This is a genomic window from Citrobacter sp. R4 (genome assembly GCF_026719175.1).
In the GTDB taxonomy this organism is placed as follows: Bacteria; Pseudomonadota; Gammaproteobacteria; order Enterobacterales; family Enterobacteriaceae; genus Citrobacter_A; species Citrobacter_A sedlakii.
Genome location: NZ_JAPPSU010000012.1, coordinates 104,249 through 126,910, shown reverse-complemented (window position 1 = coordinate 126,910; position 22,662 = coordinate 104,249). Strand labels below are relative to the sequence as shown.

27 protein-coding genes and 1 pseudogene are annotated in these 22,662 nt (G+C 56.1%); 6 read left to right on the top strand and 22 right to left on the bottom strand.

Translation table 11 applies throughout. The annotated features are described in order from the left end of the window. Positions 1 to 23: 23 nt before the first annotated feature. Positions 24 to 239 (top strand): annotated as a pseudogene (locus tag OOJ60_RS24895) (phage tail fiber protein); the annotation flags it as partial. 126 nt (positions 240 to 365) lie between these two features. Here OOJ60_RS24895 and OOJ60_RS20425 read toward each other — a convergent pair. Beyond that, positions 366 to 605, bottom strand: a complete 240-nt coding sequence (locus OOJ60_RS20425; protein ID WP_205613095.1) for a DinI family protein — start codon at positions 603 to 605, stop codon at positions 366 to 368. Positions 606 to 1,045: 440 nt separating this feature from the next. Between OOJ60_RS20425 and dacD the strand changes: the two genes are divergently transcribed. The 4 genes from dacD to OOJ60_RS20405 all read left to right on the top strand — a co-directional run bounded on the left by dacD (position 1,046) and on the right by OOJ60_RS20405 (position 4,486). Continuing rightward, positions 1,046 to 2,218, top strand: a complete 1,173-nt coding sequence (dacD, locus tag OOJ60_RS20420) for a serine-type D-Ala-D-Ala carboxypeptidase DacD (RefSeq protein WP_205613094.1) — start codon at positions 1,046 to 1,048, stop codon at positions 2,216 to 2,218. 112 nt (positions 2,219 to 2,330) lie between these two features. Beyond that, positions 2,331 to 2,804 carry a DNA gyrase inhibitor SbmC gene (gene sbmC / locus OOJ60_RS20415; protein WP_205613093.1) on the top strand — a complete coding sequence of 158 codons (474 nt, stop codon included), beginning with the start codon at positions 2,331 to 2,333 and terminating at the stop codon, positions 2,802 to 2,804. Between the two features lie 127 nt (positions 2,805 to 2,931). Further along, entirely contained in the window at positions 2,932 to 3,990 is a 1,059-nt protein-coding gene (locus OOJ60_RS20410) for an FUSC family protein (RefSeq protein WP_181822967.1), read from the top strand. A 160-nt stretch (positions 3,991 to 4,150) separates the two neighbouring features. After that, on the top strand, positions 4,151 to 4,486 hold the full coding sequence (locus OOJ60_RS20405; protein WP_032939582.1) for a DUF496 family protein: 336 nt from the start codon (positions 4,151 to 4,153) through the stop codon (positions 4,484 to 4,486). A 30-nt stretch (positions 4,487 to 4,516) separates the two neighbouring features. On the opposite strand, the gene OOJ60_RS20400 is transcribed toward OOJ60_RS20405, so the two are convergent. The 21 genes from OOJ60_RS20400 to pduA form a co-directional block, all read right to left on the bottom strand. Then, a complete protein-coding gene (locus OOJ60_RS20400) occupies positions 4,517 to 5,383 on the bottom strand; it encodes a GHMP family kinase ATP-binding protein (RefSeq protein ID WP_205613092.1) in 867 nt (288 codons plus the stop codon). 90 nt (positions 5,384 to 5,473) lie between these two features. Further along, positions 5,474 to 6,688 carry an acetate/propionate family kinase gene (locus OOJ60_RS20395; protein WP_042284211.1) on the bottom strand — a complete coding sequence of 405 codons (1,215 nt, stop codon included), beginning with the start codon at positions 6,686 to 6,688 and terminating at the stop codon, positions 5,474 to 5,476. Then, positions 6,673 to 7,125: a propanediol utilization protein PduV gene (pduV, locus tag OOJ60_RS20390; protein ID WP_200034161.1), complete on the bottom strand. Its 453-nt coding sequence runs from the start codon at positions 7,123 to 7,125 to the stop codon at positions 6,673 to 6,675. The genes OOJ60_RS20395 and pduV overlap by 16 nt, the downstream gene beginning before the upstream one ends. A gap of 4 nt (positions 7,126 to 7,129) precedes the next feature. Continuing rightward, positions 7,130 to 7,480 carry a propanediol utilization microcompartment protein PduU gene (gene pduU, locus OOJ60_RS20385; RefSeq protein WP_042284206.1) on the bottom strand — a complete coding sequence of 117 codons (351 nt, stop codon included), beginning with the start codon at positions 7,478 to 7,480 and terminating at the stop codon, positions 7,130 to 7,132. Next, positions 7,480 to 8,034: a propanediol utilization microcompartment protein PduT gene (gene pduT / locus OOJ60_RS20380; protein ID WP_042284204.1), complete on the bottom strand. Its 555-nt coding sequence runs from the start codon at positions 8,032 to 8,034 to the stop codon at positions 7,480 to 7,482. The genes pduU and pduT overlap by 1 nt, the downstream gene beginning before the upstream one ends. A gap of 2 nt (positions 8,035 to 8,036) precedes the next feature. After that, positions 8,037 to 9,392 (bottom strand): 4Fe-4S dicluster domain-containing protein, encoded by a 1,356-nt coding sequence (locus OOJ60_RS20375; RefSeq protein WP_060570659.1) that lies wholly within the window; start codon positions 9,390 to 9,392, stop codon positions 8,037 to 8,039. Further along, on the bottom strand, positions 9,389 to 10,501 hold the full coding sequence (locus OOJ60_RS20370) for a 1-propanol dehydrogenase PduQ (protein ID WP_205613091.1): 1,113 nt from the start codon (positions 10,499 to 10,501) through the stop codon (positions 9,389 to 9,391). Before OOJ60_RS20370 ends, OOJ60_RS20375 begins: the two co-directional genes overlap by 4 nt. A gap of 10 nt (positions 10,502 to 10,511) precedes the next feature. Then, positions 10,512 to 11,897 (bottom strand): CoA-acylating propionaldehyde dehydrogenase PduP, encoded by a 1,386-nt coding sequence (pduP, locus tag OOJ60_RS20365; RefSeq protein ID WP_205613090.1) that lies wholly within the window; start codon positions 11,895 to 11,897, stop codon positions 10,512 to 10,514. Next, a complete protein-coding gene (gene pduO, locus OOJ60_RS20360) occupies positions 11,894 to 12,901 on the bottom strand; it encodes a two-domain cob(I)yrinic acid a,c-diamide adenosyltransferase PduO (RefSeq protein ID WP_060570656.1) in 1,008 nt (335 codons plus the stop codon). Before pduO ends, pduP begins: the two co-directional genes overlap by 4 nt. A gap of 9 nt (positions 12,902 to 12,910) precedes the next feature. Beyond that, on the bottom strand, positions 12,911 to 13,186 hold the full coding sequence (gene pduN / locus OOJ60_RS20355; protein ID WP_012906340.1) for a propanediol utilization microcompartment protein PduN: 276 nt from the start codon (positions 13,184 to 13,186) through the stop codon (positions 12,911 to 12,913). A gap of 3 nt (positions 13,187 to 13,189) precedes the next feature. Next, positions 13,190 to 13,681 carry a microcompartment protein PduM gene (pduM, locus tag OOJ60_RS20350; RefSeq protein WP_205613089.1) on the bottom strand — a complete coding sequence of 164 codons (492 nt, stop codon included), beginning with the start codon at positions 13,679 to 13,681 and terminating at the stop codon, positions 13,190 to 13,192. After that, positions 13,678 to 14,310 (bottom strand): phosphate propanoyltransferase, encoded by a 633-nt coding sequence (locus OOJ60_RS20345; RefSeq protein WP_205613088.1) that lies wholly within the window; start codon positions 14,308 to 14,310, stop codon positions 13,678 to 13,680. Before OOJ60_RS20345 ends, pduM begins: the two co-directional genes overlap by 4 nt. 5 nt (positions 14,311 to 14,315) lie before the next feature. Beyond that, a complete protein-coding gene (locus OOJ60_RS20340) occupies positions 14,316 to 14,771 on the bottom strand; it encodes a BMC domain-containing protein (RefSeq protein ID WP_060570653.1) in 456 nt (151 codons plus the stop codon). A 23-nt stretch (positions 14,772 to 14,794) separates the two neighbouring features. Next, on the bottom strand, positions 14,795 to 15,070 hold the full coding sequence (gene pduJ, locus OOJ60_RS20335; protein WP_004853788.1) for a propanediol utilization microcompartment protein PduJ: 276 nt from the start codon (positions 15,068 to 15,070) through the stop codon (positions 14,795 to 14,797). Positions 15,071 to 15,089: 19 nt separating this feature from the next. Beyond that, positions 15,090 to 15,440 (bottom strand): glycerol dehydratase reactivase beta/small subunit family protein, encoded by a 351-nt coding sequence (locus OOJ60_RS20330; RefSeq protein ID WP_042284173.1) that lies wholly within the window; start codon positions 15,438 to 15,440, stop codon positions 15,090 to 15,092. Then, positions 15,430 to 17,262, bottom strand: coding sequence for a diol dehydratase reactivase subunit alpha (locus tag OOJ60_RS20325; RefSeq protein WP_205613087.1), 1,833 nt, complete (start codon positions 17,260 to 17,262; stop codon positions 15,430 to 15,432). The genes OOJ60_RS20330 and OOJ60_RS20325 overlap by 11 nt, the downstream gene beginning before the upstream one ends. A gap of 15 nt (positions 17,263 to 17,277) precedes the next feature. Continuing rightward, positions 17,278 to 17,802 carry a propanediol dehydratase small subunit PduE gene (pduE, locus tag OOJ60_RS20320; RefSeq protein ID WP_205613086.1) on the bottom strand — a complete coding sequence of 175 codons (525 nt, stop codon included), beginning with the start codon at positions 17,800 to 17,802 and terminating at the stop codon, positions 17,278 to 17,280. 13 nt (positions 17,803 to 17,815) lie between these two features. Further along, positions 17,816 to 18,484 (bottom strand): propanediol dehydratase medium subunit PduD, encoded by a 669-nt coding sequence (pduD, locus tag OOJ60_RS20315; RefSeq protein ID WP_042284166.1) that lies wholly within the window; start codon positions 18,482 to 18,484, stop codon positions 17,816 to 17,818. Positions 18,485 to 18,494: 10 nt separating this feature from the next. Further along, the gene (gene pduC / locus OOJ60_RS20310) at positions 18,495 to 20,159 is read right to left on the bottom strand and encodes a propanediol dehydratase large subunit PduC (RefSeq protein WP_181822979.1); all 1,665 of its coding nucleotides are present in this window, start codon (positions 20,157 to 20,159) and stop codon (positions 18,495 to 18,497) included. 18 nt (positions 20,160 to 20,177) lie between these two features. Continuing rightward, on the bottom strand, positions 20,178 to 20,990 hold the full coding sequence (pduB, locus tag OOJ60_RS20305; RefSeq protein ID WP_042284162.1) for a propanediol utilization microcompartment protein PduB: 813 nt from the start codon (positions 20,988 to 20,990) through the stop codon (positions 20,178 to 20,180). Continuing rightward, positions 20,987 to 21,271, bottom strand: a complete 285-nt coding sequence (pduA, locus tag OOJ60_RS20300; protein WP_042284159.1) for a propanediol utilization microcompartment protein PduA — start codon at positions 21,269 to 21,271, stop codon at positions 20,987 to 20,989. The genes pduB and pduA overlap by 4 nt, the downstream gene beginning before the upstream one ends. Positions 21,272 to 21,794: 523 nt before the next feature. On the opposite strand from pduA, the gene pduF reads away from it, so the two are divergent. Next, positions 21,795 to 22,610, top strand: coding sequence for a propanediol diffusion facilitator PduF (pduF, locus tag OOJ60_RS20295; RefSeq protein ID WP_042284157.1), 816 nt, complete (start codon positions 21,795 to 21,797; stop codon positions 22,608 to 22,610). The last annotated feature ends 52 nt before the right edge of the window (positions 22,611 to 22,662 follow it).

Here is a 22,662-nt window from a genome sequence, read left to right as displayed (position 1 = left end):
AATGAACTGTCGTCTGACATTCCGAGGCTAACAGAGACGAACTGATCCGCTGGTATATCAATCGGACCACTGTCTCTGCATCCCACTTTAGCGAAATCGATTGGCTAACTAATGGAGACCCGGTGGACATTCCTGCAGATTCTTTTGTTTCCGTTCGGGTTGAAATGCCACCGAACAGCATCTGGAACCAGCGACAGAATGATGCTTTGGAAGCAGATGTGCAGATACCTACCTCATAAATAAAACCGCAGCAAGTCGTATGCAAGAACGTGCGGCGGCAGGCTGGCGTTCGTTCGATAGTGCGAGTATTGAATGATTGCCAGCCGCTGCGGATTCTACATATGCAATATGACAAAACAATGCTCTTATTCTGAAACCAGCCACATGTCGGCTTCTTCAAACATTTCCTCAAGCATACGGTTTAGCTTTTCCCGATCGTTTTTGCTGGCATCGCTATTCAGGCCGTTTGCCTGCATCGGCTTCACCTTAACTACGGCATCAGGGAAAATCTGGTGAACTCGCCTCGTCAGCTCGGCCAGAATGATCTCTCTGGCTCCCGTCAATCCCTCAACATTACGCTTGTCATAAACCAATTCAACGAACATAGCACACCCTCTATACTGTTTGGATATACAGTATTATGACCAAAATAGATTAGCAGTCAAATGTTCAGGTCACTGATTTAAGTACAAAATTGAGTACATAAACTTTTATTTTTAATTATTATTCATAATTAAATCAGTTAGTTGGATTGAGAGTATGTTAATCGTGAAAGAGAAAGGTGGGTTGCTGCTGACCGTCATTCATAAAAAAATGTATTCCGTGGCTGAAAGTTGCGCGCTGCCTGAACGCAACAGAGTAGCAAAATTCGGCGGAGCGATCAGCCAGAGCTGTTGTCAGGAGGCGAATAAAATGGCGTGAGGTAAAAATGCGGACCCCGCCTGAGTGGAAAAACGTGTCTTACGTCACATTTTCTTGCAATTAATCCCTGTTCGTTTATCAGATTTTCCGTAAAAAGGACGGCTCTTTTGTCACACCTGAGGATATGCTGTTGAAACGCCGTCTGTTTATTGCCGCTTCGTTACTCGCTACGCACCTTTCTACCGCGCTCGCGTCAAGCACTGTCGACTTCGCGCCGCAGCCACCTGCGGTAGAGGCCGCTTCATGGGTGCTGATGGACTACACCACCGGGCAAATCCTTACCGCCGGAAATGAACATCAGCAGCGCAACCCGGCGAGTCTGACCAAGCTGATGACCGGCTACGTGGTTGACCGGGCCATCGACAGCAAGCGCATTTCTCCTGACGGCATGGTTACGGTTGGGCGCGACGCATGGGCCAAAGATAACCCGGTGTTTGTCGGTTCTTCGCTGATGTTTCTCAAACAAGGTGAACGCGTCTCGGTGCGCGATCTCAGCCGTGGTTTGATTGTTGATTCCGGTAATGACGCCTGCGTTGCGCTGGCGGACTATGTGGCTGGCGGGCAGCCGCAGTTCGTGGCGATGATGAACAGCTATGTCAGGAAGCTGCATTTGCAGGACACCCATTTCGAGACGGTTCACGGCCTGGATGCGCCGGGACAACACAGCTCCGCGTACGATCTGGCCGTGCTTTCACGGGCGATCATTCACGGCGAACCTGAGTTTTATCACATGTACAGCGAGAAAAGCCTGACCTGGAACGGCATCACCCAGTACAACCGCAACGGTCTGCTGTGGGATAAATCGCTGAACGTCGACGGCCTGAAAACCGGACATACTTCTGGCGCGGGCTTTAACCTGATTGCTTCCGCGGTGGATGGCAAGCGGCGTCTTATTGCGGTCATTATGGGGGCCGAAAGCCCGAAGGGTCGGGAGGAACAGGCGCGTAAACTGCTGCATTGGGGACAGCTGAATTTCGATACGGTGCAGATCCTGCGCAGCGGTAAGCAGGTAGGCGCTGAGCGGATCTGGTATGGCGATAAAGAGAAGATTGCGCTGGGCACCGAGCAGGATTTCTGGATGGCCTTACCAAAAGCGGAAATTCCGCACATCAAAGCGAAATATGTGTTGGATAAAGCGGAGCTTGAAGCGCCGCTCGCCGCCCATCAGCGGGTCGGGGAAATCGAGCTGTATGATCGCGACAAGCTGATTGCCCACTGGCCTTTGGTGACGCTGGAAGCAGTTGACAAGGGCGGTCTGTTCTCGCGACTGAGCGACTACTTCCACCATAAAGCCTGACAGGAGACTGGCAGGAGTTCGCCTCTGCTCACATAATAATCACAAATAACTTGTGGCTGTTATTTCGACTTCGTTACACTGTATATAAATACAGTGTAACAATGGAGGCAACATGAACTACGAGATCAGACAAGTCGATAAGCGAACCGTAGCGGGTTTCCACCTGGTGGGACCCTGGGAACAAACGGTGAAGCAGGGCTTTGAGCAACTGATGATGTGGGTGGACGGCAAACAGATCGTAACGGATGAATGGATCGCCGTGTATTTTGACAATCCGGACGACGTTCCCGCAGAGAAACTGCGCTGCAGTACGGTGGTGTCCGTCCCGACCGATTTCGTTATCCCGGAAAACAGCGAAGGCGTTACGCTGAGCGAAATCGAGGGCGGGCAATACGCTACGGCGGTTGCCCGCGTAACGGACACGGATTTCGCCACGCCGTGGTATCAGTTCTTCAATAGTTTGTTGCAGGACAACGCGTATGAGATGGCCTGCAAACCGTGCTTTGAAGTCTATCTTAACGATGGCTGCAAAGACGGCTACTGGGACATTGAGATGTATATCGCCGTACAACCTGCCGTCAAATAAGCGCGAAAACCTGGCGGACTGGCGCTAAGTGAGACTACGCTTAGCGAGATGTCCTGTCCGCTACGGTGAAATTTTCAGTGTAAAAGCAGGTACAATCCGTTTATTGTTTTTCTGACGGAGTGCATGAGTGCGTGCCGACAAGTCGCTGAGTCCCTTCGAAATCCGCCTGTATCGCCATTACCGTGTCGTGCATGGCATCCGTATTGCGCTGGCCTTTATCCTGACCTTTCTCCTCGTCCGGCTGTTTAACATTCCGGAAGGCACCTGGCCTTTGATCACGCTGGTGGTGATCATGGGGCCGATCTCCTTTTGGGGAAACGTGGTTCCCCGCGCCTTCGAGCGAATTGGCGGCACAATTCTTGGTTCGGTACTCGGGCTGGTGGCGCTGCGTCTTGAGCTGTTTTCCTTACCGCTGATGCTGTTATGGTGCGCAGCGGCGATGTTTCTCTGCGGCTGGCTGGCGCTGGGGAAAAAACCGTATCAGGCGCTGTTGATCGGCATTACGCTTGCCGTGGTGGTTGGCGCGCCAGCCGGGGATATGGAGACCGCGCTGTGGCGCGGCGGCGATGTCATTCTCGGCTCGCTTCTGGCGATGTTGTTTACCGGCATCTGGCCGCAGCGGGCCTTCATTCACTGGCGTATCCAGTTGGCGCACTGCGTGACAGCATACAACCGGGTTTATCAGGCGGCGCTGTCACCCAATCTGCTGGAACGGCCGAGGCTGGAGAAGCACCTGCAACAGTTGCTGAGCGATGTGGTGAAAATGCGCGGGCTTATCACGCCGGCCAGCAAAGAGACGCGCATTCAGAAATCGATTTTCGAAGCCATTCAGACCGTGAATCGCAATCTGGTCTGCATGCTGGAGCTGCAAATCAACGCCCTGTGGGCAACGCGCGCGAGCCACTTTGTGATGCTCAACGCCCACACGTTGCGGGAAACTCAGCAGATGACGCAGCAGGCGCTGCTGACCATCACCCACGCGCTGTTTGAAGGGAACCCGCAGCCGATCCTTGCCAATACCGAAAAACTGAATGATACCGTTAATGAACTGCGGACGCTTATCCGCCAGCATGACGAGCGCAATGTAGCGGAAACGCCGATCCACGGTTATGTGTGGTTGAGTCTGGAAACCGCACGCCAGCTGGAGCTGCTTTCACATCTTATCTGCCGGGCGCTGCGCAAATAATCAGCAGATGAGGAGAATGAACCGGGTGCTGCTTCGATTCAGCAACGAATAAGGGTATGATGAAAACAAGGACGTCGCCATTGTCATTTATGGCTACGAAAAGTAATGTAAGCCCTATAGTTTAAACGAATCCGAATCTCACATTATCAGGGGTGTAAAAATGGAAACTACCAAGCCATCTTTCCAGGACGTGCTGGAATTTGTCCGTCTGTTCCGTCGCAAAAATAAACTGCAACGTGAAATCCAGGACGTTGAGAAAAAGATCCGTGACAACCAGAAACGCGTTCTGCTGTTGGACAACCTGAGCGACTACATCAAGCCAGGTATGAGCGTTGAAGCCATTCAGGGCATCATCGCCAGCATGAAAAGCGACTATGAAGATCGCGTTGATGACTACATCATCAAAAATGCTGAAATCTCTAAAGAGCGTCGCGATATTTCTAAAAAGCTGAAAGCGATGGGCGAACTCAAAAACGGCGAAGCGAAAGCAGAGTAACGTCTTGACGCAGTGAGGATCGTCTGGTCCTCACTGACATGTCACGCCACCGTGCACCATCCTTAGCAAATGCTGTTCCGGCCAGTGTTCAGCTAATCTCTTTTTCTTCAGCAGCCACGTCACGTATTCGACGTCATGTTTATGCCTGTCGAGCATCAACCCGACTACGCTGCCGCTGTGTGCGAGGTTCACGCCATACAAATCACACTCTTCCATGAGCGACAATAGCGCGTCAAAGTCGGGCTTCGGCAGCAGCGCCTGGCTGGCGATGGCGCTCAACGTTGCCGCTTCGCCCATCCGGTACGGATTTTGTTCCGCGCAGGCTTGCTGAACCTTCTCCCAGGCCCTTTTCAACGCTGGCGCGCCAGCGTCCAGCCCCGCCTGACGTGGGATACGGTGGTAATCCGCCGTGCGCAGCGTCTTCGGACTTTCCAGTACAAGGAGGTCCAGTTCCGGTTGGCATTCACAACCGATGCGCACTGACGCATCGTTATGATCAAACAGGGTTAACTGGTGAAAAACGGTACTGTCGGTGGGTTCCAGCGACACGCAAAGCTGCGCAAGGGTGGTCTCGTCCAGTGCGCGCCCCAGATAGCGCGCAGTCGCTACGGCAGTGGCGGCGATGTCTGCTGTACTGCTTGCCATCCCCTTGGCGATGGGGATCGTGGAATGAATATCAATGCGAATGTCCTGACTGAGTTCGTCCGGGTATTGCCAGTGCGCAAGCAGGGTATTCACCATGGCCCGTGACAGAGGGCGCTCATCCGCCAGCGGCGAACCGGCGCTGATTTCAACGGTGCTGTACCAGTCAACAGGGCAGGAGACCAGTTTCTCGCTGCCCATAATCCAGCCCTGAATGAGTTCTCCGCACGAAGCGGGGCATTGCGCAACAGCCACATTTTCACCTTTCTGCTCTGTCATCCCCGGCGCATAGTGTCATGGCGATTGCGCTATTACCATGATTTACCGCAATGTGCGCGGCGCGCCTCAGGCGGAAACCGCCAGCGTGGACGTTTCGGCGAGGGCAATCCGCATGACGTCCTGCGCTATCATCAACTCTTCGTTGGTATTGATGACCGCGACCTTTACCAGCGCATTTTCAGCCTGAATGAATGTGGCGTTGCGCTGGTTTTTCTCCTCATCAATATTCAGACCGAGGAAGTGAAGGTTGTGACAAATCGCCGCCCGGGCGCGCGCCGAGTTTTCGCCAATACCGCCGGTAAACACCAGCGCATCCAGACCGCCCATCTGCATAATATAGCTGCCGATGGTCGCACGAATACGTTCGGCGAATAACGTGAGCGCCAGTGCCGCCCGTTGATTTCCGCTGTCGGCGGCTTGCTCAACGTCGCGGTAATCGTGGGATACGCCGGAAACGCCAAGCAGACCGGATTCATTATTCAGCAACTGGTTAAGCTGCTGCGGCGTTTTGCCTTCCCGCTGGGCTATCCAGGGCAAAATGGACGGATCAATATCGCCGCTGCGGGTTCCCATCATCACACCGGACTGCGGGGTAAAGCCCATCGACGTATTGACCGACTTACCGCCTTTGATGGCGCAGAGGCTGCTGCCGTTGCCAAGATGACAACACACCACCCGCAGGGCGCTGAGCGGCACGCCGAGTTTCTCAGCCAGCGCGGCGCTGACATACTTGTGGCTGGTCCCGTGAAAGCCGTAGCGGCGGATACCAAACTCTTCATAGTAGCGCCACGGAAGCGGATAAATATAAGCGGATTCGTCCAGCGTTTGATGAAAGGCGGTATCAAAAACGGCTACCGCAGGTACGTTCGGTAGCAACTGGCGAAACACATTAATACCCAGCACATTGACCGGATTGTGCAGCGGCGCCAGTTCAGCCAGTCGTTCAATTTCCGCGATGGAATCATCCGTGATCCGCACGGCGTCTTTAAAGGCTTCACCGCCGTGCGCCACGCGATGGCCTACGCCATCGATATCCTCAATGCTGCGGATCACGGCGTGGCTGATTAACATTTCCAGTAACAGGGTCACCGCGTCGCGGTGGTCGGCCACCGGCGCGGTCTGCTGCCATTTTTGCTCTTTCGCCTTCAGCGTGATCCGGGCATCGGGCATACCGATGCGTTCAATTAATCCCTGACACAACAGGTCGCCCTGCGGCATATCCAGCAACTGGAATTTGAGCGACGAACTTCCCGCGTTAATCGCCATTATTTTGTGAGACATGAAGGTTCCTTTTGATTCAGAAAGGCAAACAGTTCATCAAGTCCGCTGTTGTTTACGGCACTGGTGACAAATACCGCTTGCGCGCCCGCCAGCGTCAGCCACTGCGTGACGCGGGTGATGCGCTGCGGGTTAGCTAAATCGGCTTTAGTGAGAATGCCGATCACCGGGCGGTTCATCGGCCCGGTAAATCCGGGCGAGAAGGGTGACCATCCCGCATCGCTGTTCAGCACCAGGGCGATGACGTCAGCCTCGCAGGCGCTGGCCAACAGTGCGCTGTACAGACAGCGGTTTTCCAGGTATTCCCCGGGCGTGTCGATGGTCTCTGCGGACCAGACAATAGCCTGGGTTTTCTGGTACTGAAGCGCTTCCCCTCGTAACGCCTGGGTGAGGGATGTTTTCCCGCACTGACTCGGGCCGATTAACATCATGCGTTTCATAACGTCAGGTCCGGGTGATCGGGCAGGCCGTGAAGCGCATCAGTTCGCCGAGGGTGCGCGTCACCTGTTTCAGCGCATATTCAACCGCTGAAACGTCGCCGGTTATCACGACTGCCCCGGTAAAGCGGTCAAGAAAACCAATCTCCACCGCCCCGGATTTGGTGGCGATATCGCAGGCGATAATGGATGCTTCGCTGGGTGTTATCGTGAGAATCCCGATGGCGGAAACGCCATCCTGCAATCCCAGCTTTTTAAACAGATCTTTGCCAGGGTTTGCAATCAAATGCGCCAGCGTGACCTGTTTACCCGGCACGTACTCCTGGATCATGCGTTCTGTGGTCGGCTGTCTTTCCATCATCCCTCCACCATCTGACGCCACATGGCTTCATGCGGCCGCGGGATAACCGAGCGGTAAACCAGCAGTCCTTTTTCCCCCGCGCTTTCGCTGGCTACCGTCACCGCGTTGTTCACATCAGAAACGTCGCCCGCCACCACCATGTAACATTTACCGCCGATGCCGAACGCCATATGGACGCGAACCAGCGTCACGTTTGAGGCTTTCACCGCGCGGTCGGCGGCGCTGATGCAGGCCGCGACGCTCCAGGTTTCGACAATGCCGACAGCCTGACGACGATCGACGCTGTTGAGGCCGCTAATGGCAGGCAGCACGCTGGCATGAATGTTTGGCAACACCAGGCTGTCTACCAGCATTTCGCCTGCGAGCGATGTCCCGGTTTCGATAGCCTGCTGTACCGCTCCGACATCGCCACCGAGCATCAGCAGAAATTTACCCGGACAAATCGTTTTGCTGACCAGCAGATCCACGCTGGCGCTTTTCAGCATTGCGTCGCCGGTTTCCATTCCTTTGGCAATGCTGGTGAGTTCTAAAATACCTATGGCCTGAGACATGGTTAACCTCTTACAACGATGATGGCCTGCTCTGTGATTTCAGAGACAATACCGTCCATACTGGCGTGAATGCGGGCGCCTGGCGCGCCTTGCGGAACATCGGCAACGCACTGGCCGCGCGTTACGCGTTCGCCTTTTTGCACGCAAGGCACCGCGCTGGCGCCGATATGCTGACGCAGCAAAAGCGTGGTTTTTTCTGCGACCGGTTCGTCTTCACGTAGCGGCGCTTCCCGATACCAGGGCGTCAGCCCGAGTTTGGCGATGAGGCGTTTGACCGGCACCAGGCGATACTTCGCCATTTCATCCGCCGGATTAAGCGGACCTTCATACCGCTGGTTTTGCGCGCGCAGTTCGCGCTTGAGCATCCGGTTAATGCGCATCGGTGAAATACCAACCGGACAGGCCACGCTTTCGCAGACATTACATTCCGAGCAGGTCAGGGCGCTGAGCAGTAACTGCGGCGTCGCCGCCTGGTGAAAATTCACGGCGCGCACCAGCAGATGTGGAGACAGTTCATGACCAATGAGGTGTCTCGGACAGAGATCGGTGCATAAGCGACACTGTTCGCACACGGTTCTCGCTACCGACAAGACGGTGCGCTCGTCCTGCATACGACGCTGAATCAGCGGATGGGTTTTCGGCAAAACCAGCAGGCCGCCAGTAGTTTTGGTTACCGGCGTGTCCAGCGAGGTCAGCAGGCCGCCCATCATCGGCCCGCCATTAATAAAACCCGGGTCGTCAATTGTGGCGCCGCCCGCCAGCGCCAGCACGTCGCGCAGCGACATGCCGATGGGGACGGTCAGCGTTTGCGGATGGGCCACTGCGCCGTTAACGGTGAGCGTGCGGCGCGTCACCGGGTACTGCTGTTCTACCGCACGGGCAATATTCAACACGGTCTGAACGTTATTAACCACCACCCCGACGCTGACGGGCAGCGCCGCCGGAGGCACGCGTCGACCCGTCGCCATCCAGATGGTCAGCACCTCATCCCCTGCCGGATAAACGTCCGGCAATATGTGTAAACGCATCGCCGGAGGTAAAAGCGGGCGTAGCGCCGCAATAGCAGGCTGGTACTTCTCTTTCAGGGCGATAATTCCTTCCCGCGCGCCCGTCGCTTTCATCGCGTACTGCACCCCGCGCACCAGACGAGCCGCCTGCTGCGCCATTAACTGCTGGTCAACTTTCAGCATCGGTTCGCATTCCGCGGCGTTCACCAGGAAAATTTCTACCTGCGCCTGCAGCTTAACGTGCGTTGGAAAACCCGCGCCGCCTGCGCCAACGATTCCCGCTGCGCGCACGCGTTCGCGAACAGTATGCGCATCCACTTCATTCATCTCAGCCATCTGCGCGGTGTTCATAGCATCTCCTCAAGCAGTGCCTGAATGGCGCTGGCATCGGCTGCTTTCGGGTTTGTTTTCAGCGTGACGTCTGCCAGCGCGGCCTGCACCATTGCCGGGATCCGCCGGGCCCAGTTCTGTTTCTCTTCTTTCAGCGCATCGGCGAGAGAAGGGATCGTGCACGCTTTTTTTAACTGCTCAATGTGCTGCGCCAGCGCATTGATGCAGGCGGTGTCATTGGCGCTGTCCGGACAGAGATGGCAGGCTCTGGCAAAGCGCGCGTAGCGTTTCGCCGCGCGCGGATCGTGGGCGTTAAACCGGATGACTGCGGTAAGCAGGAGCGCATTCGCTAATCCATGCGGCAGGTGGAACTGCCCGCCCAACTGATGTGCGATGGCGTGGTTAAGGCCCAGTCCCGCCTGGCTAAAGGCCATGCCGGCAAGCGTTGAGGCGTTATGCATTTTGCCGCGCGTGGCAAGGCAGTCCCCTTTACGCACCGCGACCGGCAGATACCGGAAAACGCTCTGCGCCGCTTTTTCGGCCAGCGCATCGGTAAAGTCGCTGGCACGCGTTGAAACATAGGCTTCCAGCGCGTGGGTCAGGACATCCATGCCGGTATTGGCGGTAATTGCTGGCGGTACGCTGACCACCAGTACCGGGTCGAGGATAGCCATATCCGGATAGAGCGCATTGTCAAACAGCGGATACTTAATGCCCTTGTCCGGATCGCCGATCACGCAGGCGCTGGTCACTTCCGAACCGGTGCCGCTGGTGGTCGGGATCGCCACGCAGGTTTCTATTTCGATGTCGAACTGACGGCTGAACCAGACAATGGCCTTGGCGGCATCCAGCGCCGAGCCGCCGCCGAAACCAATCACAATGTCTGGACGCAACGACTGCATATGGGCGATGCCCTGCGCCACGGTGGCGATGGTGGGATCGGGAGTGATCTCACTGAACACGCTAATACGGTTGTTCGCCGGTATCGCGTCGCGCAGAGCTTCAATCAGCGGCGAACGCGCCAGAAAACCGTCACAGATAATCCAGATGTGCTTATGGGTAAATCGACCGAGCACCTTCAGGCTTCCCGGCCCGCTGTATAAACGCGTTTGCAGCGAAAAGGTTTTCATCACCACCTCATTAGCGGATTGAGAAGCCATTGGTGAGTACACACCGACGAGAACGAGCGAAGGTGCGCGCCGAAGTCGTGCCTTCGCCGGTTGGCGTGGCAATCGTGAAGGTGGTGAACCCTTCGCCACCGACGCCAATCCCCGCGTAGGACGGGCCATTTTTCACAAAAATGGAGGTTTGCAGCGTCCGCGCGGCGAGATTCAGTCGCGACACGTTTTGCGAGTGCATAATGGCGGTGTGGTGCAGTCCTTCTTCCACTTTCAGAGCCAGCGATAATGCGGCGTCAAAATCCTTAACCTTTACGATCGGCAGCATCGGCATCAATTGTTCGCAGGTGACCCAACTGTCATCCGCGCTAACGACGCCTGTCAGCAGTCGCGGCGCTTTAGCCGGAACGGCGATACCGGCGGCTTCCAGCATCGCCGACGGGCTCTTGCCGACCAGTTTTTTATTGGCGACGCCTTCCGGCAGGCAGACCGCGCGCAGTTTTTCGATCTCTGACGGACTGAGCAGCAGCGCGCCAAAGCTCTGCATCTGCTGAATAAGCTGTTCAGCGACCGACTCAACCACGATCAGGCTTTTCTCGGCAATGCAGGGAAGGTTGTAGTCAAACGAGGCGCCGTTGATGATATCTTCCGCGGCTTTAACAATATCCGCGGTTTCATCCACGATGCACGGCGGGTTGCCCGCACCGGCGCCGATGACTTTTTTCCCGCTCTTCATGCCCATTGCCACAATGCCCGGACCGCCGGTGATCGCCAGGACGGCGATCTTAGGGTGCGCCATCATTTGCTGAGTGGCTTCAAAGGTCGGTTCGGCAACGGTAACCACCAGGTTGCGAATGCCGCAGCTGCGAAACACGATCTCTTCAATCATAGCGATCAGCTTCAACGATACGGTTTTTGCGCCGGGATGTGGGCTGAAGTAAACGCTGTTGCCCGCCGCCAGCATACTGATGCTGTTGTTGATAATAGTTTCAGTCGGATTCGTGCTTGGGGCGACGGAACCGATCACGCCAAATGGCGAGTATTCGAACAGCACCATGCCGCCGTCGCCAGTGAGCGCGGTGGTGGTGAGATCTTCGATTCCCGGCGTATTTTCCAGCGCCGCTTTGTTTTTAAGGAATTTATCTTCTTTATTACCCATCCCCGTCTCTGCGGCGCTTTCTGCCGCCAGGTCCGCAAGATGCGGCGTAAGCTCTTCCCGTATCGCGCTGATAATGGCGCTGCGCGTTTTCAGCGGAGACTGCTGATAACGTAAAAAAGCCTGGTGGGCGGCGTCGATGGCTTCACCCACGGACTGAAAAATACCGTTGCCCTTTATGTCGGTTTTCGCAGGCGTCATTTGTTCAGTCAAAATGGTCCGGATGAGGGTTTCCAGTTCAGAAGTATTCATTGATGTGTTCTCACGTTAATTGCCGCAATTGCAGCCTGTGCAATGTCCATGTCCTGTTCAACGCTGCCACCGCTGATCCCAAGACCCCCAATAAGTTTTCCGTCACGCCATAGCGGAAAACCGCCGCCAAAGGTGACCACTTTTCCCTGCATATGCGTTTCCAGTCCGTAAAGCGGCGCGCCGGGCTGGACTGCGGCGGCAAGCGCGTGCGTTGCGCTTTTCATCGCGACCGCTGTCCAGGCCTTTTTCGGCGCCAGTTCATTGCTCACCAGCAATGCATCCGGCATCCGCCACGTCACGGTTTCGGTCCCGTTGGCATCGACTATGCTAATCACCACCGGGACGTTGATTTCTTCTGCCCGCGCCACGGCGGCGCGGGTTAACTGATGAAGATCGCCAAACGAAAGCGACATAACATGTTCCTTTTGGGCAGGCGGCTGAGCCGACGCCAGATAGCGCTTCGTCACCTCCTGGATAATTTTTGTCTGATGCGCGTCGTGATCTTCGGCGCGGGCCAGCGCGTATAAACAATCCGACAGGCGATTGATGTAGCGCATCAGCACGTGCCTGACGGTGAATGCTGCGGAAAGCTCAACCAGACGACGTTCCGCCCGGCGCGCCAGCGTGCGCGCGAAGTGAAGTCGGCTGGCGGCTTCGCAACGGCCGGGCAAAATAAAACTGTGCAGCGGCGCGACACGTCCCATCGCGGTGTCGATGGCGGCTTCCAGCGCGGCGATTTCTTCCGTGCTGATGTAGCGCTGCTGCGCAGGCGGTTCATCACTTTCGCTCGCCAGCTCCGCGCTGAACCAGAATATTTGTTGCTGGATTGCCTCCAACAGGGCGCGGTGCTGTACGCTCTGGCTGGCGCAAATGCACAGGCTGAGCGCGGCGTTAAGCTCGTCTAAGGTGCCGTATGCCTCCACGCGCGGGTGTGTTTTACTGACACGTTGCCCGGTAAACAGCGCGGTAGTGCCTGCGTCGCCAGTACGGGTATAAATCGCCATGCCGTCTCCTTAACGCGAAAGCGTGTCGACAATGCCGACGACGGCGAGGTCAATGGCCTCGTTCGGGCCGGAAAAAACATGTCTGGCGCTGGAGCCGCTGCTCAGCAGCACCAGTTCGCCAACCCCTGCGCCAACGGAGTCAACGGCAACTTCATCTCCCGCCGTTGGATTCGCAGGCAGTTCGCCGTCGGCGCTTACCCGGCGCACCAGCAGAAGTTTCTTCCCGACAAGAGAAGGCGATTTTTGCGTGGATACCACCGCGCCTGTTACGCGTGCCAGATGCATGGTTCACTCCTGCTTAATGAATTGGATGTTGCGAGAGCTCGCGGCATCGCGAGCCAGCGCGGTGACAACACATTTTCGACGCAGCACGAATACGCCACCGGAGAAGCGGACGACATCGGCATAGCTGACCAGTCGGGTCGGATGCAGCACGATGCGCACACCTTGCTCGTCACAGAATGTCAGCGGTAATCGGGCGAGTTTTTTCACCGGCAGGGCAGGCAATAGCGCCCGGCGTAGCGAGAGTCGCACCTGCAGACCAAACGCCAGCGCGTCGTGAAGGATGACGGCTGCGCTATCCGTTGCGTTGTTTTCGGCAATCTTCTCCAACAGGGGCAGGTCGACCTGCAAAACATGCAGAGAGGAATACCGGGAAAATAGCGTTCGGGAAGGCGTTTCCCGCAGTTGCGCGACGCTCAACGTCAGCGTGCTTTCGGCACGACGCTGCAGGCGGGTGACCACCTCCTCGACGATTCGCTGCAACAGCTCGCCGTTCATCGCGGCGTAACCAGCGTGGCGTACGCGTTGGGGCTGTCGGCCCCGGCGGCGTTGGCTTCGTCGGTATCGATATGCATTTCCAGACGCATATCGGGCGACACGCGAATCGCGACGTTATCGAATATGAGCCGACGCTCACTGCCTTCGATCGCCACGCAGACGTTGTCGCCATGCGCGACGCGCAGGATCAGCGCATCCAGCGGCGACATGTGAATATGACGCTGGGCGACAATAACGCCGGCAGCGAGCTCAATCTCGGCGAAGGGGCTCACAAGGCGGATACCCGGAGTGCCGTTGAGGTTTCCGGACATCCGCAGTGGTGCGGCGATCCCCAGCGTTCTTGCGTCTGTTCGCGATATTTCAACCTGACTGGTGCGGCGAAGTGGTCCCAGCAGACGCACATTCTTAATCTGACCTTTGGGACCCACCAGCGTGACGGTCTGATCGGCGGCGTACTGCCCCGGTTGCAGCAGCGCTTTCTTCTCGCTTATCGGCTGTCCCGGAAAAAGACGGGCATAGTCTTCGGCGCTCAGATGAATATGACGATTAGACACGCCCAACGGAATTGGGCGCTCCCGCATCTCATCCAGCACTTTGCTGACCGTCGTCTCCAGAAGGTGTTTATCCATTACGCTTAACCTCGTTTACCTGAATGCAGGCAGAGCGACCGGGGTTCGCCTTTCTGACGCGGACAGGCCGGGTCGAGGCACAAATTGCAACTGATGATTCCGTCGTCAGATGCGGTTACCGGTGCAGACTCTTCTGCAACAACGTCAGTTTCGGGTTCCTCGATGATCGCTGGCGCGGGGGCAGGTGCGGCTACCGTCGCACGGGCAAGAATGCCCTCGCCAGGTCTGGCGATAACTTTGTGCGCCACCAGACCATCGCGCTGTTCGGCAAAGCTGGCACCGGTGATAATGGCGGACTGAACCGAGGCCACATCACCGGTGATTTTGATCACCGTCCAGCCTGAACCGTTGGTTTTCTCAAGGCCAACCAGCGTGATGGAAGCGGCTTTCGCCATGACATCCGCGCAACTGATGGCTAATGCCAGACCACTAACTTCAAGTAATCCCAGTGATTGCTTCACGCTGTGCTCCTTTTCGGCAGTGCTTAGGCAGACTTCGGTAAAATGGCCTCAACGTCGCTGTGCGGACGCGGGATAACGTGGCAGGATTTGACCTCGCCGACGGCGCTTGCTGCTGCGCTGCCTGCGTCAACCGCCGCTTTAACCGCGCCAACGTCGCCGCGCACCATGACAGTCACGAGGCCGGAGCCGATTTTCTCGTAGCCGACCAGTTGTACGTTGGCGGATTTCACCATCGCATCTGCGGCTTCAATGGCGCCGACCAACCCTTTTGTTTCAACCAGCCCTAATGCGTTATTCATACTGCGATTCTCCTGTGGATTAAGCATTGAGATCCCGGAAAGGGATCCCTTTGACTAACCTTGCCGCGTTGTTTCCAGTACTTCGCCGGTCAAGGCTGTTTTGGCGATACGTCAGCGTAAACAGCGGCGCTGAAGTGGGTAAATTCTTGTAATGCACCACCAGTTTTTCCCGGTCGCAGGCGATGCCGACGAGCAGTGGCGACAGGCGTGCCGCCTGCCAGGCGCTGTGGACGACGTCTCCGACACTCTGGGGCTGAATGACAAACGGAATGCCTTCTTCTTCAATACCGAGCAGCACCTCTTGCCAGACGGTAAGACAGTCGCCGATGGGGGCGATCACAATGGCTGGCGTGCTGATGTTACTGTCCACGGGCGAACTCCTTATGCCAGGAAAGGATCAGGCCCGTGGCGACGGCATTTCGCGGACCTTCAGTTCCGCGAATGTTGCCGCGCCCGGCGACTAACCGGTAATGCGCCAGCGCATCAGTCACCAGTTGCGGTACCTCGAAGTCCAGAGACGATCCGCCCACCAGCACCACAAATGGAATATCGCGAATGTTGCCGGTAGGGCTGACCTGACGCAGCGCGCGAAGGGCATTGGTGACAAAAACACGCTCTTTAGCGCTGCGGCGAATCGCACGCACTTTTTCCAGGGCCAGTTCACCCGGCAGCGGCACCAGTTCGTCGGGTTTGACAACGCAAACGCGGGCAAACACGGCTGGAGGGAGCGGGGAAGGGAAGAACTGGACGCTGCCATCTTCGTGACGCAGATGGAACAGGCTTTCCACTTTCGCCAGCGGATATTTTTTGATCTCTTCCGCCAGGTAACGGTCTTCGAGTCCAAGCTCCCTGGCAATGATCATCGTCACCATATCGCCTGCGCCGGCGAGGTGGGTGGCGATAATTTCCCCTTTCGGATTAATGATCGAAGCGTCGGTAGATCCCGCGCCTAAATCGAGAATGGCCAGCGGACGAGTGGTGCCTGGCGTGGTTAACGCGCCAAGAATGGCGGCTTCGGCTTCTGCGCCGCCAACCTGCACGTCAACGTTCAGCTTTCCTTTGATCTCCCGGGCGATCATCGCCATTTGCAGACGGTCGGATTTCACCATAGAGGCAATGCCAACGGCCTGTTCCAGCGAAAACTCGCCGGCCAGTCCGCCCGTGACGCTAACCGGCACGGAGGTGTCGACGGCGAGCAAATCCTGAATGAAAATTTCGTTGCTGGGTTTGTTGGTCAGTTCCGCCATGGTCTGGCGAACGTGTTCAAGCATACCGCCAATATTGGTGCCAGCTTCACCGGTGACGTTATCCAGTTTCGGGCAGTCGCCAACCGCTTTCATAATGGCGTCAGCCCCTGCGGCGACGTCAACGCGCACTGTACGGCCTTGCGCATGCAGCTCAATATTCCCGGCGGGAATGGCGCGTGCCTTCACGTCTCCCGAGGGGGTTTTAACGACGACGGCGGAGCGGTTGCCAATCAGGGCGCGCGCCATCGGTACAATGTTTTTAGTTTCGTCCGCGTTCAGGTTGAAGACGGTGGCAATGCCGTACGGGTTAGACAGGGTTTCGATGACTTTGCCCGGTATTGCGACTTCGATAGCCGCCAGCATGCCGAGTGGAATTCGGTCGATGTACAGCACTTCGTCAACGATAGGCAGCGGTTTTTCCAGTCGGTTACTGACCAGTACGCCGTCATCCTGCTGCAAAATGACGCCGGTTAACTGATAGCCCGCGCGAACAGCGGCGTTGATCATGGTGGCGACATCGGCGAAGTCGAATGCCGACGATACCACCAGAATGTAAGGTACCTCTGCCGCGCGTGTCAGAAGCTCTTCCGGCGTGATAGTCATGCCCACCCCCAGACCAACGCCGCCTGGCGTCTTGGGGTTATGACCGATCATAGTGGACTCGGTGATGATGGTTTCCGTAATGGTTTCCATCGCCACATCGCCAATCACCGGCGTGGCTTCGTTTATGCGAATGAGCGAAATATCGCTGACAGTGATGCCGGCGTTTTTGGCCGCAAGCGTAAGCGCCTCCTGAATGCCAAACACATTACGTAATGTGCCTTTTATTCCGGTGGTTTCCGCCAGCGCGCTGCCGGTAATGGTCAGCTTGCCAGTATCATCGAGGGTCGCCAGAGCGACTTCTGTTGATGAGTTGCCGATATCAATGCCAGCTATATATCGCATCGCGTTTCCTTAACGTTAATCGTCGCCTTTCAGTTTTTTACGCTCGACGTACAGCATCGCGGCCTCGCGCACAAAGGCGGCGCAGATCTTCGCCTGATAGCGGTTTTCGAGATCGTCCGCGATGGCCATCAGCTCATCTTTCGTTGAGCGGTAAGGACGCAGTGCGTTGTAAATCTCAAGAATGCGATCGTCAGGTACGGCGGTCAGTTCAGCAGCGCGTTCAAAGTTCATCGCCAGGCGGTCGCGTCCGGCATCCCGGGCGATAGCGGCCTGAATACGCAGCGTTTCCGGTGTGATACGCATATCCTGGGCGGTGACTTTATTGCTGAGGACGTTTTCCAGGGTGAAATCATCCAGCGTTTTATTGGTGGCCGTTTTCACCCATTCCGGATGTTTGTTCGCCAGCGGGTAATCGGTCACTTTAACGGTCTGAGTTGAATGGCTTACCGCAGCCGCCGCCGGGGCAGGCGCATCGCCCTGCAGGCTGTTCATGCGGCTCAACACGTCCCGAACCATCGATTCAATTGCATCGGTATTCATAAAGGGATCCTTATTAAAGCGCCACGCGCAGTTCCTGCGGGTTTTTGCCTGTTACGACGTACTTCGTCTCTTTAATATGCAGAATGGCCGACTTTGCCTGATACTTCGGACGCGCCATCTGGTCGTTCAGCGTCGGCACCGGTTGCGGCGATTCACGCTTGGCATAGCGCGCGGCGTTTTTACCGATCTGCCGGTAGGTCGCCAGCGTCAACAGCGGCGCCTGCGGGAACAGCTCCAGGTTAGAAAGCGGCGGCAACCCCTGCTGGTGGATCACGGTGGTGCCTTTCGACTGAATGCCGATAGAGATACCGGAGCCGCTCAGTCTGTTGCCTTCGACCGCGACAAACGCCACGTCGGAGGATTTAAAGCAGCGAATCACGCGCGCTTTGATGCCTTCTTCTTCAATGCCGGCAATCACTTCGCGCAGGATGCTCTTATGCGGCAAGCCAACAATGTTGACTGTCTGAGAGAGACCGAACGCCGGACCGACCGCAATGACCACTTCGTCCTGTTGCGTGCCCTGTTTCGCCTCGCCGATTTCGGTCAGAAAGCTGTCTCCTGTTGGAGCGGCAGAAGCGGCAGCGCTACCCGGCGCGCGAAAGGAGACCGGCTTATCGCTGGTCTGCATTTCAGACAGCACGTCTTCGATAATCTGGCGCAGCAGTTTTTCATTGATTTCCATTGTTCACCCCTTAGCCAAGCTCGTTGGGATCAAGTGCGCCAGGGATGTTTTTAATCTCTTCCCAGCGTTCGCCCTGCAGGCGATAACCTGTTGCCGGACCGGCATAATCGTTGACGTCATTGACCGCAGAGAGCACTTGTCCGTCGCCGACGATGATGGCGGAGGTGTGCAGATAGTCCCCGGTTAACTTCGCTTTCTGGATGTTAAGCATGTCCTGCGCCACGTCGGTAAAGCCGCCCTGAGCCAGCGCTTTTACGACTTCCAGACCATTTCGGTTCTTATTGATGATCTCCTGAGCGAACTTAATGTCTTCAACGATGTTACGTTCCGGCATATCCTTCGAGCCGTGCGCGTAGGTGGCGGCTTCCACTTCTTCATCGGTGATCGGCGGCAGGCCCATCCCGGCGAATACTGCCTGCAGCGCGCGCGCCGCTTTGTTACGAATGGCGATAACGTCTTCTTCGCGGACCGGACGCAGGCCGCCGTCGACCTTCAGGTCACGTTGAATAACGTTGTAGTCATCGAAGTCCTCTGCGTCTTCGTTGGAGCCGGCAAACATGTTGTCGTAGTTCGGCACCGCGGAATAACCGGACGAGATAAAGTCCGTTCCCGGCAGAAACTGCATCAGCAGGCGGGCGGTCCGGCGCATATCGGAGTGGGTAAAGGTCTGGTCATTACTGGAGGCGCATTCCAGATCCAGTGACGAACAGATCAGGTTTTCAGCCAGTACCGCACGGATCCCGGAAGGAACGGCGGACGGAACGCCGATGCAACTCACCGAACCGTTTTGCAGTCCCTGAACGCCAGCCGCTTTGGTGATGTAAATGCAGCGCGCTTCGAGATAAAGCATGGATTTCCCTTCCGCGTAGCCCATCTGCACTTCTGAGCCGGAACCGGAGGTGAAGCGCATTTTCAGTCCGCGAGAGGCATAAGAGGACGCAAGAAACCCTTTCGACCACGGCGTATCGTCACCGTCGGTAAATACCGGTTCGGTACCATATACAGAGATGGTTTCGGCGTAGCAGGTGTGGCCCAGCATACCGAGCTTTAACTCTGTGGCTTCTTCCAGTGAACACTGGGTGAGAACCCCAGGACGCCCCACCTGCGAACCCACGAGCAGAGCGATAGCGTTGAACGGCGCATAGCGCGCGACGGCAACGGTGGTTTCCTGTTCGTCAAAACCGCGCCATGCCCCTTCGGCGGCGTCAGCGGCGATCTGTACCGGGTTATCTTTAACGTTGGTGACGTGGGCCTGCTGTGACGGCGTGCGACGGGCGCGCATTTTCTGCATTGCCATCATCATCTCAACCACGTTCATGTGGGAGACCACTTCGACAATTTTCGCCGGGGTCATTGCGGTGGTGAGCGGCACAATATCGCTGCGCTTCACGTTTGGATCGCACAGCATATTGGCGAGCTTGACGGAGTCCATCGCCATCACCTCTTCCGCGCGCGCCAGGTTAATGCCGTAGCGGGCAATGAAGTGGTCGATCAGGTCAAACTCGCTGACGGATTTGCCATCCAGTTCGGTTACCGCGCCGTTAACGATTTTAATCGAGGGTTTCGGATCGTTCGGGCTTTCCATCGCAATGAAGCCTTCTTCGATCCACTCCTTAACGAACCCGTCCTGGTTAACAGGGCGTTTCGCCAGTGCTTCAAATCTTTTCGATCTCATGAATGAGCCTCACGGATATCAGATATAGGACGGGCGATCGTTTTTCGGTTCGCTACCGAGTGTCGCCAGCACGGTTTTGCCGATTTCACGCGCGGAGATAACCGCCTGACGCACCGCGCCGGAGTCGCCGGAAATCACCAGAATCGCTTCGTTACTGAAGCTGGTGCCATGCGCTGGCGAGCTGTACGCGACAACGTCGACATTGGCGGATTTCAGGGCGGTATCCGCCATCAGCACGCCGACTGATGCCGGCGCGCCGACAATCACGCCGCAGGCGCGGCCAACAGGAGCGCCGAAGGCTTTTTCCAGCGCATAGCTGGCGCGGGCGGTATATTGAAGCTCGATGTGCCCGGCCTCGTTGCCATAGACATCGCCAAAAGTGCGGTCGAGTTCTTTTAATGCGACTTCGATCCCCCGCTTGACGTCAGAAACGTCATTCCCGCCCAAAATGATCAGCGAACCGTGACCGGCGCCGCCTTTGGTGTCGCGCGGCAGTTCAATGCTGACCACTTCGGTGTTGGTGGCTTTTACCGCTTCGTCTGCCGCCATAATGTGCGGACCCGCGCCGGTACGCGCCCCCAGAATGCCGATAGAGCGATAGCGCTTTTCAAGCTTCATTGCTTCAAGTAGAGCGCTGTCGACGTTAGCGATAACCAGACCGACGGTGTCGCCAATCGCGGTGCCTACAAATTCCGTTAAACTGCAGCTTTTCTCTGCCATAGCCGTCTCTCGTTTTGGATGGGGTGTATCAGGGGTACCCGTTTGCGCAGGTGTCGCCACACGGGCGATTACCTGTGCCATGATCTGTTCAACCAGTTCATTGCTGCTCATGGGTTAATTCCCTTCGGTAAGATTTTTTCAACATCGGTATGCGGGCGCGGAATCACGTGTACGGCTTTCACTTCTCCCACGTTGCCTGCCGCGGCAGCACCGGCATCGGTCGCCGCTTTTACGGCGCCGACGTCACCGCGAACGATGACGGTTACCAGGCCTGAGCCAATTTTTTCGTAGCCGACCAGCATGACATTGGCCGATTTCACCATGGCGTCTGCGGCCTCTATGGCGGCAGTCAAGCCTTTGGTTTCTACCATTCCTAATGCTTCTTGTTGCATAAAGACCTCGCGTGGGTTGTCCCGATATTCATGACTATAAAAAGAAGCGAGGAAAAAGAATGGCTGACTTGACAGTATGCGTGGAAAAATAGTTGGCGCTGAATGTGATTAATTTGGTGTGAATTGTTTTATGTAACTGTTTTTAAAGGGTGTTGATATTTTTATGAATAGTAAAAATTGGTTTTTGTGATTCCATTTTTACATTTTCAGGCGTGACATAAATAATTTATTTTGTTATGGGCGGGAAAGGGAAGTGTGACCTTTATAGAAAAAAGGAAACCTGCAAATAACGAATTTTTATTATCATTAAGTTTGCGGTTTAAATGCCTGACTGCGTGGTTAATGCCTGTTTGTGAATAATGCAATGGCAAAAATTTGTTATCTCAACACGATTTTTCAGAGCCCCGGCAGGTTCAGTTTGCCAACAATTTTCAGCCAGCCGTTTTTATAGTAAGTGTCGTTGTACTCTACGGCCAGCAAGGGTCCGCTGGTCAGACACGAACGCTTCTAAGAAGGTGTCACAATGAATGATTCACTGAAAGCGCAATGTATTGCCGAGTTTTTGGGCACCGGGCTGTTTCTGTTTTTTGGCATCGGCTGTCTTAGCGCTCTGAAAGTCGCTGGCGCCAGCCTCGGTCTCTGGGAAATTTGCATCATTTGGGGTCTGGGTATTTCCCTGGCGGTGTACCTGACAGCGGGGATCTCCGGGGCGCATCTCAACCCGGCGATTACCGTCGCGCTCTGGCTTTTTGCCTGTTTTCCGGGGCGCAAAGTGTTGCCTTACACCGTTGCCCAGGTGGCAGGGGCGTTTGGCGGCGCAGTATTGGCCTATCTGCTGTATGGCAGTTTGTTCACCGAGTATGAAACCGCCCACAACATGGTGCGCGGTAGCGTCGACAGTCTGTACCTGGCCAGTATTTTCAGTACTTATCCGGCGGCTGCGCTGAACGTGTGGCAGGCGGCTGGCGTCGAAGTGGTTATCACCTCGATTCTGATGGGACTGATTATGGCGTTGACGGACGACGGCAACGGTGTGCCAAAAGGGCCGTTGGCGCCGCTGCTTATCGGGATCCTGGTTGCCGTTATCGGCGCGTCCACCGGGCCGTTGACTGGCTTTGCGATGAATCCAGCCCGTGATTTTGGCCCTAAGCTGTTCACCTGGATGGCTGGCTGGGGGAATATTGCGATGACCGGCGGGCGGGATATTCCTTACTTTATTGTGCCGATTATTGCACCGGTGATTGGCGCATGCGGCGGCGCAGCCATTTATCGCTTTTTCATTGGCAAAAATTTGCCCTGCAATGCCTGTAAAATTGAGGAAACGAACGCCTCTTCCTGAACAACAAGGTTATTATCACGAAATCAATAACGATTTCGTGATCTGCTTTCCC